We start from the raw sequence: 14,489 nt of genomic DNA on the forward strand, positions 1-14,489 counted from the left end.
TTCATTCCTTGCTGCTGCCGCGGCGGAACAAACGCAGCAGGCCGCCAAACGCCAGCGGAATCAGGATCCAGAATTTTTTCAGCAACACCAACAGCGCCGCCAGCGCGCCGGTTTTTGCCAGAACTTTACCGGTAACCAGCGCTCCCAGGCCGTAGGCTGCCACTTTGTCGATCTCCGGGTCGAACTCCTCGTAGCGGTAGCCGGGATTGAAACTGGTCATTGCCAGTACCGCTTCGCGGTTTTGCTTGATGTCCTCAAGCTCGGGCATGCCGGCGATAAAATTCAGTACCAGCACGCCTTTGCGCCCCAGCACGCGAATGTTGTAGTTGAGCACATTGGTTTGGGTATCCCCGAATTCCAGCTCCTTGGCCCAGTACAGTTTCTTCTGCTCCGCATCGTAATACGGGGCTTCCGCCCAGCCCACCAGGCTGATGGACTCGTATCCATTCTGCACCCGGTGCTCGCTCTCTTCGCGAGTGGACACCTTCATTTCCTGCAGCAAATCACCGTAATCAATTTCAGCGGCATCATCATCGCGGATATAACCCTCCTCACTGTACTCGATGGTAACGCCCCAGGAGTTGTCGTCGAAGGGCGTGCTATCGGCGGGAAAGAGCATACCCAGCGTCAGCTCATCCGTTTCCGGGTTGCCCCAGATTTGCTCCAGGACAATTTTCGCGTCCTGCGGATTCAGGTAGTAAAACGCCTCCGGTACTTCAAGGCTGGCAATGCCATCACCGAGGGCAATAGTTCCGGTGCGCCGCTCGATGGCATTCCAGGTGTCCTGGGCCCAGGTCATGTACTGCTGCTGCTCCTCAGTCAGCTGCGGAGTGTCCTCTTCGACCAGCGCCTGTGCGACGCTCGTGAGTGGTGATAAGGCCAGTAACAGACCAGCCAGGGCCACGAGTTTTGTCATGTTCATCAGTTCCCCCAAGGTTTCCTTATTGTTGTTACATCCCTTCGAATCAGAGCAAGCGGGTCCAGGCTCCCGGATCGGTAAACAGCACAAATACCAGACCGGTCACCGCTCCCCAGAAGTGGGCATCGTGATTGATACGGCTATTTTTCCCACGGCTCGCATAAACACTGTACGCCAGGTACAACAGTCCGAATAGCCATGCCGGTATCGGGATTGGCAGGAACAGCAGGTAGAGCTCGGAGGTGGGGAAGTAAACGATATACGCAAACACCAGCGCCGAAATGGCACCGGAGGCGCCAACGCTGGCGTAATTCGGGTTATCCCGCTCCTTGAACAGGGTTGGCACATGGCTCGTCACCAGAGCCAGAGCGTAGAGCAGCACAAACAGCGTGCCACCGATACGCTGTTCGAGTACGCGCCCGAACAACCACAAGCACCACATATTTACCGCAAGGTGCAGTAAATTCGCGTGCACAAAACCCGCCAGGTAGATCGAATCCCGGTTTTGCCCCCGCCACACCAGGTACGGCCGGAAGGCACATTGCTCGAGCAGACGCGGGGAGATAAACAGCGCAATCAGGCTTACGCCGATGGTCACCGCCAGCAGGATGCTGGTGGCATCAAGTGAAGGAAATTGAAAGCCAGTCAATTGGAGGCGCCGCCCGCAGTGGATTGAATATCCATGCTACACCGGTTTGGGCGACGCCGTTTAGCCTAATGCCATTACAGCGGAGTACACGTGTCGAACAGGGCCGTTCATGGCCTACCGGCTCACGGCCACTGATCTTCCTGTTCCGGAGGCCATGGCTCGGCCTCTTCTACCGGGGCACCACCGCCGCGACGCAGCTCCTGCTCACGCCGCAGCCGCTCCTCGAGGATGCGCCGCTCTTCACGCGCGCGACGCTCCTCTTCGAGATAGCGCTCCTCCTGAATCCGCCCCGCTTCGTCCAGGCGACGCAGGCGCTCTTCTTCGCTCTGCGGCGGGGGCTGGATTTCTTCCGGGTAGAAGTCGGGCTCCTGCGGGATCGGCTGCGGGTAGCCATCAGGGGTGTCCTGTTGCTCTCGCTGCAACTGCTCACGCAATTCCCGCTCGCGACGCTGCTGTTGTTCGCGGCGCTGCTGTTCCGGATCTATACCCCAGCCCGGGGTCATTTCCTCCCGCGGCACAGCCTCTTCCTTCTTGTCATCGCCAAACCAGTTGCGGAACCAGCTACGTCCACGCCCCTGACAACCGGGCGCCGTTTCCAGGCGGCTTTCATCCGACACCGGGATTTCCCGGCCGCCCTCACAATAGCGCGGATCCATGTACTGCCCCTGGTCATTGACCGGCTTCCATTCCACGCCCCGCGGAGCCTTGATCCGGCCGTGGCGATGGGGCAACTTGCGCATCATTTCCGTCCAGATGCTCAAGGCGCCGGTGGCCCCGGTGAGACTGGTGCGTTCGTTGTCATCGCGACCAATCCATACCACCGCTGTCAATCCGGGGGAAAACCCGGCAAACCAGCTGTCGCGATAATTGTTGGTGGTACCGGTCTTACCAGCGAAAGCCACACTGTTGGGCAGGCGGCGCAGCGCGCTCTTGCCGGTACCCTCGCGCATCACCTGCTCCAGGCCATAGCGCAACAGGTACACAGGTACCTCATCCACACCGCGACTGGCCTTGCGACGGAAGCGCTGCACCTGTTCACCGTCCGCATTGGATACTGCCAGCAGAGTACGGGGCTCCACATGCTCGCCGCCATTGGCCATTGTCTGGTACATGCCCGCCACTTCAAACGGGGTCATTTCCACCGCACCCAGAAACAGCGATGGCACCCGGGGGAGATTGGCCTGCACGCCGAGGCGACGAATGGTCTGGCGCACGCTCTCGATCCCCAGATCCAATCCCAGCCGCGCTGTGGCCTGGTTATAGGAACGTGACAGCGCCACATACAGGGGCACGAGACCGTGACTGCGGTTGTTGAAGTTGGCCGGCATCCACACCTGACCATCCTCAGTCACTTCCCGAATCGGCGCATCGTCGATCAGGGTCGCCAGGTTGTATTCATGGGCCCGCTCCAGCGCGGTGAGATAGACCGCCGGCTTGATCAGTGAGCCGATCTGCCGGCGCGCTTCCAATGCACGGTTGAACCCTGGGTAATGTGGGCGCCGGTCACCAACCATGGCCAGTACATTGCCGCTGTGGTTTTCCATGATGACCGTCGCCGCCTGCAGTGAGTCAGCCTGGATACCGCGGTTTTTCTCCAACTGCTCGGCGCCTTCGCTGATCGATTTTTCCGCCAGCGCCTGTACCGAAGGGGCGAGAGAGGTATAGACGCGCAAACCGGCGGTACGCAGCTCTTCCACGGAATAGTAAGGGCGTAATTCTTCCAGCAGGCGCTCGGTAAACGCCGGGTAAGGGTTCTGCGCAGCGCCACCGGCGGAGGCGACCTCAAGCGGTTTTTTACGCAGGCGGTCGTGCTGCTCCTGGGTGATGAGTTTTTGCTCCAGCATCACATCGAGCACGGTATTGCGCCGCTCAAGCGCGCGTTCCGGGTTGCGCCACGGATTGTAATAAGAGGCGCCTTTGGCCAGCCCCACCAGCAATGCAATCTGGTGTGGTTCCAACTGACTCAGCGGCTTCTGGAAGTAGAATTCGGAAGCCAGACCAAAACCGTAAATAGCCCGGCTGCCCTGTTGCCCGAGCCACACTTCGTTGATGTATTCCTGCAGGATGTACGACTTGTCGTAGTGCACCTCCATCAGGATCGCCATCAGTGCTTCATTGAACTTGCGCCACAGGCTCGGCTTGTGGTCAAAGAAGATGTTCTTCACCAATTGCTGGGTAATCGTCGATCCACCCTGTACCACTCCGCGTGCCTTGAAGTTGGCCACCATCGCGCGGGCAATACCCCGCGGGGATACACCGAAGTGATGTACGAAATCCTGGTCTTCCACCGCGATCAGGGTCGCACCCAGCAGCGGGGGGATTTCCTCGATCCGCACCGGTGTGCGGTCGTCACCGCCCCCCAGCAGGGTGCCTATGGGTGCAGCATCAAGACGGAATTCTTTGAGGGCGGCGTCGGACTCATCACGCAGGCGCGTGATTTCATCATTGCGCAATCGGAAGCGCACTTTTGCCTTGTCTTCACGGCCGTCGGCGTGAATAAAGTCCCGCCGCCATACCAGGTACTCCATGCCATCGCGCTGCCATTGTCCCGGCTCATCGACTGTCGGCATTTTCTTGTAGTTCAGCGCTTCAAACTCCGCTTCCAGCTCGTCCGGACGCATCACCATCCCCTCGCGCAGGATCAGCGGGCGCGCGAACACTCGAGCCGGCAGTTGATACTGGCGGCTATCCAGTCGCTCGCGCAGCTGCACATCCAGCCACACCATATAGCCGGCCAGTACCAGTACACCCAGAAGTGCCAGCAGACTCAAGCGCCTGATCCAGCGTCCCAGACGCCCGGGCCGTGATTTTCTGGTCCTGGACCGGTTATGTGTACGGCGTTTGTTAGATGCCATAAGAATCCAAATTTCAGCTCGTCAGTTCACTATAGAAAGATTTACAGGCAGGTTTAGCCGATTTAGCGGCTGTTATAACCGGCTTTTATAAGGTCACCAGCGCGCAAGTCAAACCAGTGCCGCGCCCGCACCACGCGCCTGTGGGGGCCTGCTATACACTTGCACTTGCCCCTGTCGCGGCCATAATGCGGCGCAGTATAAGCAGTCGCCAGGAAAACGCTCCCTTCGCGACCGATCAGTTTTGCGAACAGTAACGGAAACACTATGCACCAGTACGACCTCTACGGCATCGGCGCCGCCCTGCTCGACACGGAAATCGAAGTCAGCGACAACGACCTGCAGTCCCTCGGCGTCGACAAAGGAGTCATGACTCTGGTGGACGACAGCCGCCAGCACCAGCTGGTAAACGATCTCAAAGATCACCTGGTAACCGCCAGTCACGCCTGTGGCGGCTCCGGCGCCAATACTGTTATCGCGGCCAGTTACTTCGGCCTGGACACCTTTTACTCCTGCAAAGTGGCGGCCGATGATAACGGGGTTTTCTACCGCGACAACCTCGCCGCGGCCGGGGTCAGCTACCCCAAGGCCCTGCACCGTGCGGATGCCGGCATCACCGGTAAATGCCTGGTATTGATCACCCCGGATGCCGAACGCAGCATGAACACCTTCCTCGGTATCAGCGCCGAGCTGTCTGTAGCCGAGCTGGACGAGGAAGCCCTGGCCAGGTCGCGCTGGGCGTACATTGAAGGCTACCTGGTATCCTCACCCACCGGTCGCGCGGCAGCTATTGAGCTGCGACAGCAGGCTGAGCAAAAAGGCGTAAAAACTGCCCTGAGCCTCTCGGACCCCATGATGGTGCAACTGTTCCACGACGGTCTCAAAGAAATGCTCGGCGGCGGCGTTGACCTGCTGTTCTGCAATCGCGATGAAGCACTGCGCTTCTGTGGCACCGAAGAGCTCGCGGAAGCCGCTCAGGCACTGCGTCAATACTGCCGCGCTTTTGCGATCACGCTCGGCGCAGAAGGCGCTCTGCTGTGGGATGGGGAACAGGAATATCGAGTGGCTGCGCCCAGCGTTAAAGCGGTAGACACCAACGGTGCAGGCGATATGTTTGCCGGCGCTTTCCTGTATGGAATCAACCGTAACCTGGGATACCAGGAGGCGGGGGAGCTGGCCTGTGCCGCCGCCGCCCAGGTAGTGAGCCAATATGGTCCCCGCCTGCGCCCGGAACAGCACAGCGCGCTGCTGGCGCAAACCGCCAGCGCCTGAGGCGCGGCGCGCCAAGCGCACCCACTCGATAACGAGCTAATGGGGGAGTGTGGAATCAGCCGGTTGGCGTCGAACGCGGGCCGCTGATTTCCGGTAGGCAGGCGGCAGCGGCTATACCGAAGCCCTGAGCGTAATCCACCCCCATGACACGCAGCTTCTCCAAAAGCTCGGGGGTTTCGGCAAACTCTGCAATGGTGCTGATACCCATACGCTTGGCGAGGTGATCCACGGTACTCACCATGGCGCTGTCAATTTCATCTTCCAGCATATTACGCACGAAAGATCCATCAATCTTCAGATAGTCCACCGGCAGCTGGCGCAGGTAAGCCAGAGATGACGCGCCGCGACCAAAATCGTCGAGGGCAAAACTGCATCCCGCAGCACGTAGCTTGTGGATAAATACCAGCGCCCGATCCAGATTGTTGATCGCACTGGTCTCGGTAATCTCAAACTGTACCCGCGACGGCGCTACGCCGGCGTCGGTCAACTCGCGCAGCACGAAATCCGCGAACAACTCATCGCCAAGGCTGATGCCGGAAATATTGATGGCATAGTGGAAACCGCCCGCGCCGCTACTCTGCTCGAGTGCCATGTAGCGGAAGATATTACGGATTACCCAGCGATCGACCTCATCGATCATTCCATAGCGTTCGGCAGCCGGCAGGAACAGCCCTGGTGAAATCACCTCACCATCGCGGCCCTGCATCCGTACCAGAACTTCGTAATGATGCACACGGTTTTTATCCTGCAGCGCGACCACTGGCTGGCGATACAGCAGCAGGCGGTCTTCACGGATGGCCGCGTGAATTTCTGCCAGCCAGGAGCTTTCGCGGCGCTTTGCCAGAGCTTTGCGGGAATCGCTGAAAAACTTCACCCGGTTGCGTCCCTGGTCGCGCGCCGCACTGCAGGCATCGTTGGCCGAAGCCAGCAACTGGCTCGCCGGTGGCGCCTGATAGTCCACACTAACGGCACCTATCGAGAGGGCCGGGCGGGTTTCACTGTCTTCCCACTGGAATACAAACCCGTTCACCGCCTCGCGCAGACGGGTCACAATACGTCGCGCCTCCTCCAGCGTGCAGTCACGTAGCAGCAGCGCAAACTCATCGCTGCCCACACGCCCCAGTAAATCCCCTTTGCCAAGGCAGCGGGTAAGAATCTTGGCCAGTGCAATCAGCAGAGCATCGCCGGCGCTGTATCCGAGCGAATCATTCACCACTTTGAACTGATAGACATCCAGGTAGAGGAGGATATGGTGCTGTTTGGAGTCGGCCTCTGAATTGAGTACCCCCTGCAGGGCATATTCAAAGGACTGTCGATTGGGGAGGTGGGTCAGGGAGTCGTGCGTGTTCTGCCAGCTGAGGCGCGAGGAGATACGGCGGGCATCCGTGGTATGCCGGAGCACCACCACAAATCCCTCCACCCTGGCGCCCTCGCAGACCGCGTTGATCTGCACACTGACTTCCAGCTCATCCCCTTCCCCACGGTGGATTTTGGCACGAACTTCGCGTCGGCTTGGCACGACGTCTGCCGCACCCTCCCCTTCCGCGAATTCCAGGGTGAGCGGTTGGCCGCCATCATCCAGCAACACCAGACAATCGGCGAGTAATTGCCCGGGAAGCAGTCCCACCACATGGCCACACAGCTCGCTGACAACCGGGTTACTGTAGCGAATCCGGCCGGCGCGATCGGTAATCACCACACCATCGGCCACCTCAGCCAGTGCCATTTCCGCGGCAGAAAGGCTGAGCTGAGCATCTGGGAGCAACGTACCGTCAGCCTGCACGAGCAGGCCGTGAAGGTCGGCTTTTTTCTGGGTGAACTCGGTCAATGCAAATCCAATAATTCTCTACAAACCGCCGCCACAATCGGGCCAGCGCTTTAAGTCCCTGATAATAACGGCATCCTGGCCTTCAGGGGACAATCCCCCGAATAGCTGACCACATCTGTGACCCCAGTCACACGCACGCCCCGCCGAGTCATTACAGGTGCTGGCGCAGGAAGGCTTTCAGCTTTTCATCCTCGAACGCGCGCTGCAAGGTCGCACTCAGCAATTGGTTAACACTGGTTTCCACCTCTTCCCGACTTGGTTTGATCAGGTTGCGGTCTTTCCCGCTGGTGGCGTAATTACCAAAAAAAGTGGCTCCGCGCACAGTAACCTGCAGCTGTATCGCGGCGCCACTGTTTACTTTGGTGGTATACAACTTATTCGGGCTGTCATAACTGAGCTGGGTCAAGTTAGCGACAACTTGTACATCGCCCCCGGCATCAACGGGACGGAATGCCCAGGAACCAAAGCCCTGATTCAATGCCACCGCCAGCGCTTGTTCAATATCGTTGGCCAGGGTCACATTGGAGGCATCGGCGTATACGCCACCCAATGACCCCAGGCCACCCCCCTCCAACTGGTTCACCCCTCGGGCATACACGGTATAGCCGGACCCAATCGTATCTGCCGGCACGCTCACCTGTGGCTGTACCATAATCTGCACCGGGCTGTGGGCACAGGCTGCCAGCAAACAGGCGGCAAGCGCCGCAGCAAAAAATACACCGACTTTTCTCATAACTTTACTCCGTTATTTTGATATCAAAAGCACAATACTTGCGCCCCTGAGAAAGCAATTTGCGAAAAATGTTCAACCGTGATGATGACCGTGCCCGCGATGCTCTGAGGGAGCCTCGGCGCGCACCGGTATTTCCACTTCCAGTGCGCCGCCATCAGCAAAAATCAGCCGCAAAGGCAAATTTTCCCCTGCGGCAAGGCGCACCCCTCGCAACATCAGATGGGTAGCCCCCGGTTGCATTTCAAGGGACTGCCCCATTGGCAACTCAATTTCAGAAAGCGGCCGCATGCGGCTTACTCCACCCTCCCGCACAGTACTGTGCAATTGGGCGCTGGCATCCGGGTGGCGAGGTAGCTCGACCCTCAGCAGGCGGCGTTCGCGCGCTCCGCCATTATGGATTCTGAGGTAGGCCACCCCCATCGGAGCACCCGGTGGTGTTTCTCGGGCAAAGCCCGCCACCGTCACATCGGTGGCCTCACCCGCCATGGCCGTGTCAACGGAAAACACGACCATGAACAATACAACGCCGAACATAGCACCTGGGCTACGGCGGCAAAACCGCGAAAAGGCGGCAAATCTGGTCAACTGGCGCACTGCAAACTCTCCCTCTCACGGCATGATTATTGTTCGACGGGCTTCTTTATATGTCCCTGTATATCTATATAACCGCATACCTGCATATAGACCGGGTATACCAGCCGCTTCCGCGCAAAACTGGCACTTACTGGTTTTTCTGTAACAAAAGTCGTGGCGGGTTGCCCAGCTTGATATCTCCCCGCACCCGGTAGCCGGGAACCGCCTCGCGCAGCTGGCTGTAGATCCAGCGCCCTTCCGCGTCATTGCGAGCCACAATAACCACTCGCATCTCATGTGTTCGGATACGCTCTGCCGTCGCCCTGAGCAATTGCACTACCAGCGGCGATTTACTCGTAAGCTCTGCCGGTGGCAGCGGGACCGCCTGCGCTCCGGGTCCATCCAGTGCGACATCTGCCGCTGCCCGACGCTGCTCCCGCTGCAATTGCGTGCGAACCTCGGCGGAAAGCGGGTTATTCGGCGCGATTTCATCGGCCCGGTTCAACAGGCTGCTGACCTGCCCGAAAGCCCGTTGACGCAGGGCGTCACGCGCCCGCGCGACGAGCTCCATTACAATGATTTGAATACCGGCCGCGGCTTTCTGATTGCCGGGGTCCAGTTGCTGAACGTTCAGATAAAAATCGTAAGCGCTCGCACCGGCGGGCATGGTGTAAAAGCCCTCCCGCTGTGCCGCTTCTGCACGCCGCAGAAAATGCTCGACCGCCCGCTGACGGATTTCTTCCTCCGTTGGTCCCTTTGGTTCTACTGGCAACGGAATGGCCTTTGGCGCGGGTGCTGGGGGCGGAGCAGATGCGCAACCTGAAAACAGTACGCTAAGACCAATCATCGCAGCCACCGATAGTAATACCGGACGAAAATGACACCGCCCCACCACCTGAATCTGTTGTCCGCTCACAATGATTGCCTGCCCTCTGTGCTGTTTTTTTGTCCCATTGCCACCGTTATACTGCGCGTTCACTGCGCACAGTGCTATGAACACCCTTGAAAGGACGCCGCCCCGCGGAACCGCGTGGTGCCGTTTCAGTCCAATATCGCCTGACTATAAAGAATTTTGTTGCTCATGAGTGTGAAGCCCCCCGGTTTGCGAGAAAAAAATTGGCTGATGCGTCAGTTGATTCCTGCCCTGCTGGCTGTCTACAGCCTGCTTGCCATCTCTTTTATGCCGTGGGCGCACGCTGCCAACAACCCTTTGGGCAGCAATAGCTTTGGCGCCACCCAGCAGGATGAGTTCCTTCCTGTTGACCAGGCTTACCAGCAGGATTTCCTGTTTGCCCAGAATGGGGAAATCAGCGCCCTGTTCCAGATTGCCCCAGAGTATTACCTCTATCGCGACAAACTGGCGCTCTACCTGCTGGGCGAGGACGGCAAGACCGAGCTCCCCCTCGAGATCGAAAAGGGCGAAGTGATCTGGGATGACTACTTCGAGAAAGAGACGGAAGTGTATCGCTGGCAGCTGGAAATACCGGTCAGCATCCCCTCCAACCTGCGCTCAGCGGACACGCCACTGAAGCTTGAACTCCACTACCAGGGCTGCGCTGACGCCGGACTCTGTTACCCGCCACAGACGCGCCGCTTCGCTATCGACCTGAACCAGCAAACGGCTACGCCGCTGTCGGCGGGTGGCCCTTCTGCCGCCACCGGCAACCGGACCCCGCTCGCCAATTATGCGCAGTCGCAAGCCGCGGCAGATAGCAGCGATACCGGGTTCCTGCTGGCCCTGTTACTGGCTTTCGGCGGCGGCCTCATTCTGAACCTGATGCCCTGCGTGTTCCCGGTGCTCTCGATCAAGGCGCTGGCGATTACCCACAGCAAGGGTAATCACCACCTGCACGGCTGGGCATACACAGCCGGCGTCATTGCCACATTTACCCTGATCGCTGCGGTCATGCTGGCACTGCGCGCCACTGGAGAGGCGGTAGGCTGGGGCTTCCAGCTGCAATCTCCACCGGTGGTGGCGACGCTCGTTTACCTGTTTTTCATCATGGGGCTCAGCCTTTCCGGACTGACCGAGTTCGGCAGCCGCCTGATGGGCATGGGTGGTCAAACCAACTCTGGCCTCAGCGGCTCCTTTTCTACTGGTGCACTGGCCAGCGTAGTGGCCAGTCCCTGTACCGCTCCGATGATGGGCTCTGCACTGGGATTTGCCGTGACTCAACCGGCGCCAGTGGCGCTGGCTGTATTCGCGGCGCTGGGCGCGGGCATGGCTGCGCCGTTCCTGTTGCTGACCTATGCCCCCCAGCTCGCCGAGCGCCTGCCTCGCCCGGGCCCGTGGATGGAGCGCCTCAAACAATTACTGGCTTTCCCCATGTATCTGACGGCCGTGTGGTTGCTTTGGGTACTGGGCCGCCAGACCGGTAGCGACGGTGTGGCTCTGGTGCTCGCCGGGGCCGTTGCCATCGCGTTTGCCCTGTGGCTCTGGCCGCGCCCCACCGATATCACCCAGGGGGTTGGACGCTTTAGCCGGAGCGCATTGGCCGTTGCGGCGCTGGCAGGCGCCGCTCTACTGATCCCGCAACTGGAAAAAACAGCGGGTTCGTCCGCGAGCACTATGGCGAGCTCTTATTGGCAGACCTATTCCCCGGAAACCCTGGAAAGTGCCCGCGCAGAGGGGCAGCCGGTCCTGATCAATATGACGGCTGCCTGGTGCATCACCTGCCTGGCCAATGAAAAAGTGGTCCTGTCGAGCGATGCAGTCAGCGACGCGATCGGGCAACTGGGGATCACCGCACTCAAGGGCGACTGGACCAATCAGGATCCCCAAATCAGCGACCTGCTGGCGCGCTACGGTCGCACAAGTGTGCCTTTATACCTGCTCTACCCTGCCGGTGGCGGCGAACCCACTATCCTGCCGCAAATCCTCACCCGCGACGGCCTCCTCTCTGCACTGCGCGACGCCGCAGGCAAACCCACCGTGGTTAGTGAATAACCAACTGGTGCATTTCGGCCAGGATTGGCCTTTGTGGCCAATCCTTTAGGCAAAAAAGCCACTCACTGTAAAACTTTGCGCTAATCTGGAAGGTATTTTCGGCGAACTGCGCGCAACTTCTCGATTTCACATTTTGGGGCATGGACAGAGGGTCACTTTTGCGGCAAACTCGCGCCCAATTGTGAAAAATGTGCATGAGAGATGCATTTACATGCACGATCCATGACTTTTTCCGGATTTTAGTCACAGTTTCGCGCGCATTACCGAGGCACAGTATGGCTAAACTGCTTCTGCTACACGGCCCCAACCTCAACCTGTTGGGCACCCGAGAGCCGCAGATTTACGGCTCTACCACGCTGGCTCAAATTAACGAAGCCGCCCGCGCCCAGTGCACGGACGCCGGCCACCAATTCGATTGCCTGCAGAGCAACAGCGAAGCAGAACTGGTGGAACGCATCCATCAGGCCTTTGCCGACAAAGTGGACTTCATCGTTATCAATCCCGCCGCATTTACCCATACCAGCGTCGCACTGCGCGACGCACTCGCCGGCGTGGCGATCCCGTTTATAGAAGTACACCTGTCTAACCCGCATGCCCGCGAGCCCTTCCGCCACCACTCCTACTTATCGGACCTGGCGCAGGGCGTTATCTGCGGTTTTGGCGCGGGCAGTTACCGGCTGGCACTGCAGGCAGCACTGGAACGCGTTTAAAAAGGTTTTCATTTACGGGCACTGTTCGCGCAACGGGGCCCGCTCCGATATTCACACAGACTACGAGTGACACTGTTATGGACATCCGCAAAATCAAAAAACTGATCGAACTGCTCGAAGAATCCGACATCGGCGAGCTGGAAATCAAAGAAGGTGAAGAATCTGTGCGCATCAGCCGTGGCGTCAGCGGCGCCTCCATCCAGATGCCGCAAATGCCCATGATGGCCCCTATGGCTCCGATGGCACCAGCCGCTCCGGCACCAGCGCCGGCTGCCCCGGCTGCAGCGCCCGCCGAATCCGCCAGCGAATCTGTTCCCGCCCTGACCGGCCACCCGGTCAAATCCCCAATGGTAGGCACCTTCTACGCGGCTTCCAGCCCCGGCGCCGAACCGTTCGTGAAAGTGGGCCAGCAAGTTAAGGCTGGCGACGTTATCTGCATCGTCGAAGCCATGAAGATGATGAACCAGATTGAAGCCGACAAGTCCGGCACCATCGAGTCCATCCTGGTGGAAGACGGTCAGCCGGTAGAGTACGACCAGCCGCTCGTTACCATTTCCTGAGCTGGGGTGTCAGTGCATGTTTGAAAAAATTCTTATTGCCAACCGCGGGGAAATTGCCCTGCGAGTGTTGCGCGCCTGTAAAGAGATGGGCATTGCTACTGTTGCGGTCCACTCCCAGGTGGATCGCGACCTGAAACACGTGCGCCTGGCAGACGAAGCCGTCTGCATCGGACCAAACCCGTCTCCGCAAAGCTACCTGAATATCCCGGCCATCGTTTCGGCTATGGAAATTACCGACGCCATGGCGGTACACCCGGGCTACGGCTTCCTCGCGGAAAATGCTGATTTCGCCGAGCAGGTACAAAAGAGCGGCTTCACCTTTATTGGACCGGACGCTGATGTCATCCGCCTGATGGGCGACAAGGTTTCCGCCATTGCGGCGATGAAGAAGGCCGGCGTACCTACCGTACCGGGCTCCGATGGCCCGCTCCCCGCCGACGGTGAGCGCTGCATGGAAATCGCACGTAAAATCGGCTTCCCTGTCATCATCAAGGCCGCCGCCGGTGGCGGTGGTCGCGGGATGCGCGTCGTGCACTCTGAAGGCGCCCTGCTGAATGCCATCTCAGTGACCAAATCCGAAGCCGGTGCCGCATTTGGCGACAGCACCGTGTATATGGAGAAATTCCTGCAGAACCCGCGTCACGTGGAGATCCAGGTAATGTCCGACGGCCAGGGCAATGCCGTGCACTTCGGTGACCGCGACTGCTCCCTGCAGCGCCGTCACCAGAAGGTTCTCGAAGAAGCACCGGCGCCCGGCATTCCCGATGCCGTGCGCAAGGAAGTCCAGGACTCCTGTGTGCAGGCCTGTATTGATATCGGCTACCGCGGCGCGGGCACCTTCGAGTTCCTGTACGAAGACGAGCGCTTCTACTTCATCGAGATGAACACCCGTATTCAGGTAGAGCACCCGGTTTCCGAAATGGTGACGGGCGTCGACCTGATCAAGGAGCAGATCCGCGTGTGCGCGGGCGAGAAGCTCTCCTTTAAACAGGAAGACATCAAGATCACCGGGCACTCCTTTGAATGCCGGATCAACGCCGAAGATCCGAAGACCTTCTTCCCCAGCCCCGGCAAAGTGGAGTCCTTCCACGCGCCTGGTGGCCTCGGCGTGCGCGTGGACTCGCACCTCTACGCCGGTTACACGGTACCGCCGAACTACGACTCCATGATCGCCAAGATCATCACCCACGCAGAAGACCGCGAAACCGCACTGGCGCGCATGCGCGTGGCCCTGAGTGAGATGATCATCACCGGCATCAAGACCAACATTCCGCTGCAGGAAGAGCTGGTTCGGGATGCGGCTTTCGCCAAGGGTGGAGTAAATATCCACTATCTGGAGAAGAAGCTGGGGATGGAATAAGCCCCTCTGTGTACCCCGCCCCGCTGGCACTTTCACTCCGATTGGCCTCCGCGGCGGGAAAGCACCGGGTATAGGTTTTCAAAACC

General features: G+C 59.2%; 12 protein-coding genes. 5 read left to right on the forward strand and 7 right to left on the reverse strand.

Features of this window, described 5'->3' with window-relative positions; translation table 11 throughout:
* Nucleotide 1: 1 nt before the first annotated feature.
* The 3 genes from LC093_RS12315 to mrcB form a co-directional block, all read right to left on the reverse strand.
* Nucleotides 2-922: a DUF2167 domain-containing protein gene (locus tag LC093_RS12315; RefSeq protein WP_226665097.1), complete on the reverse strand. Its 921-nt coding sequence runs from the start codon at nucleotides 920-922 to the stop codon at nucleotides 2-4.
* Between the two features lie 43 nt (nucleotides 923-965).
* Nucleotides 966-1,568, reverse strand: a complete 603-nt coding sequence (locus LC093_RS12320; RefSeq protein ID WP_226665098.1) for a rhomboid family intramembrane serine protease — start codon at nucleotides 1,566-1,568, stop codon at nucleotides 966-968.
* Between the two features lie 122 nt (nucleotides 1,569-1,690).
* Nucleotides 1,691-4,339, reverse strand: a complete 2,649-nt coding sequence (gene mrcB / locus LC093_RS12325; RefSeq protein WP_226665099.1) for a penicillin-binding protein 1B — start codon at nucleotides 4,337-4,339, stop codon at nucleotides 1,691-1,693.
* A 348-nt stretch (nucleotides 4,340-4,687) separates the two neighbouring features.
* On the opposite strand from mrcB, the gene LC093_RS12330 reads away from it, so the two are divergent.
* Nucleotides 4,688-5,692, forward strand: coding sequence for an adenosine kinase (locus LC093_RS12330; RefSeq protein ID WP_226665100.1), 1,005 nt, complete (start codon nucleotides 4,688-4,690; stop codon nucleotides 5,690-5,692).
* Between the two features lie 55 nt (nucleotides 5,693-5,747).
* Here the strand turns inward: LC093_RS12330 and LC093_RS12335 are convergent, their stop codons facing one another.
* The 4 genes from LC093_RS12335 to LC093_RS12350 all read right to left on the reverse strand — a co-directional run bounded on the left by LC093_RS12335 (nucleotide 5,748) and on the right by LC093_RS12350 (nucleotide 9,742).
* Nucleotides 5,748-7,520 carry a putative bifunctional diguanylate cyclase/phosphodiesterase gene (locus tag LC093_RS12335; RefSeq protein ID WP_226665101.1) on the reverse strand — a complete coding sequence of 591 codons (1,773 nt, stop codon included), beginning with the start codon at nucleotides 7,518-7,520 and terminating at the stop codon, nucleotides 5,748-5,750.
* A gap of 151 nt (nucleotides 7,521-7,671) precedes the next feature.
* Entirely contained in the window at nucleotides 7,672-8,253 is a 582-nt protein-coding gene (locus LC093_RS12340) for a YajG family lipoprotein (protein ID WP_226665102.1), read from the reverse strand.
* Between the two features lie 72 nt (nucleotides 8,254-8,325).
* Nucleotides 8,326-8,787: a copper chaperone PCu(A)C gene (locus tag LC093_RS12345; RefSeq protein WP_226665103.1), complete on the reverse strand. Its 462-nt coding sequence runs from the start codon at nucleotides 8,785-8,787 to the stop codon at nucleotides 8,326-8,328.
* 187 nt (nucleotides 8,788-8,974) lie between these two features.
* A complete protein-coding gene (locus LC093_RS12350) occupies nucleotides 8,975-9,742 on the reverse strand; it encodes an N-acetylglucosaminyltransferase (protein WP_226665104.1) in 768 nt (255 codons plus the stop codon).
* A gap of 165 nt (nucleotides 9,743-9,907) precedes the next feature.
* On the opposite strand from LC093_RS12350, the gene LC093_RS12355 reads away from it, so the two are divergent.
* The 4 genes from LC093_RS12355 (at nucleotide 9,908) to accC (ending at nucleotide 14,403) form a co-directional block, all read left to right on the forward strand.
* Entirely contained in the window at nucleotides 9,908-11,773 is a 1,866-nt protein-coding gene (locus LC093_RS12355; RefSeq protein WP_226665105.1) for a protein-disulfide reductase DsbD family protein, read from the forward strand.
* A 275-nt stretch (nucleotides 11,774-12,048) separates the two neighbouring features.
* The gene (gene aroQ / locus LC093_RS12360; RefSeq protein ID WP_226665106.1) at nucleotides 12,049-12,483 is read left to right on the forward strand and encodes a type II 3-dehydroquinate dehydratase; all 435 of its coding nucleotides are present in this window, start codon (nucleotides 12,049-12,051) and stop codon (nucleotides 12,481-12,483) included.
* Between the two features lie 77 nt (nucleotides 12,484-12,560).
* Nucleotides 12,561-13,043, forward strand: a complete 483-nt coding sequence (accB, locus tag LC093_RS12365) for an acetyl-CoA carboxylase biotin carboxyl carrier protein (protein WP_226665107.1) — start codon at nucleotides 12,561-12,563, stop codon at nucleotides 13,041-13,043.
* 16 nt (nucleotides 13,044-13,059) lie between these two features.
* The gene (gene accC / locus LC093_RS12370; protein WP_226665108.1) at nucleotides 13,060-14,403 is read left to right on the forward strand and encodes an acetyl-CoA carboxylase biotin carboxylase subunit; all 1,344 of its coding nucleotides are present in this window, start codon (nucleotides 13,060-13,062) and stop codon (nucleotides 14,401-14,403) included.
* Nucleotides 14,404-14,489: the final 86 nt, after the last annotated feature.

The organism is Microbulbifer aggregans, from assembly GCF_020524005.1.
Taxonomy (GTDB): domain Bacteria; phylum Pseudomonadota; class Gammaproteobacteria; order Pseudomonadales; family Cellvibrionaceae; genus Microbulbifer; species Microbulbifer aggregans_A.

Bases quoted from the DNA above. Each gene is read 5' to 3' on its own strand.
- LC093_RS12315 (WP_226665097.1), bottom strand. From the start codon at position 922: ATGAACATGACAAAACTCGTGGCCCTGGCTGGTCTGTTACTGGCCTTA.
- LC093_RS12330 (WP_226665100.1), top strand. From the start codon at position 4,688: ATGCACCAGTACGACCTCTACGGCATCGGCGCCGCCCTGCTCGACACG.
- LC093_RS12340 (WP_226665102.1), bottom strand. From the start codon at position 8,253: ATGAGAAAAGTCGGTGTATTTTTTGCTGCGGCGCTTGCCGCCTGTTTG.
- LC093_RS12345 (WP_226665103.1), bottom strand. From the start codon at position 8,787: ATGTTCGGCGTTGTATTGTTCATGGTCGTGTTTTCCGTTGACACGGCC.
- LC093_RS12355 (WP_226665105.1), top strand. From the start codon at position 9,908: ATGAGTGTGAAGCCCCCCGGTTTGCGAGAAAAAAATTGGCTGATGCGT.
- aroQ (WP_226665106.1), top strand. From the start codon at position 12,049: ATGGCTAAACTGCTTCTGCTACACGGCCCCAACCTCAACCTGTTGGGC.
- accB (WP_226665107.1), top strand. From the start codon at position 12,561: ATGGACATCCGCAAAATCAAAAAACTGATCGAACTGCTCGAAGAATCC.
- accC (WP_226665108.1), top strand. From the start codon at position 13,060: ATGTTTGAAAAAATTCTTATTGCCAACCGCGGGGAAATTGCCCTGCGA.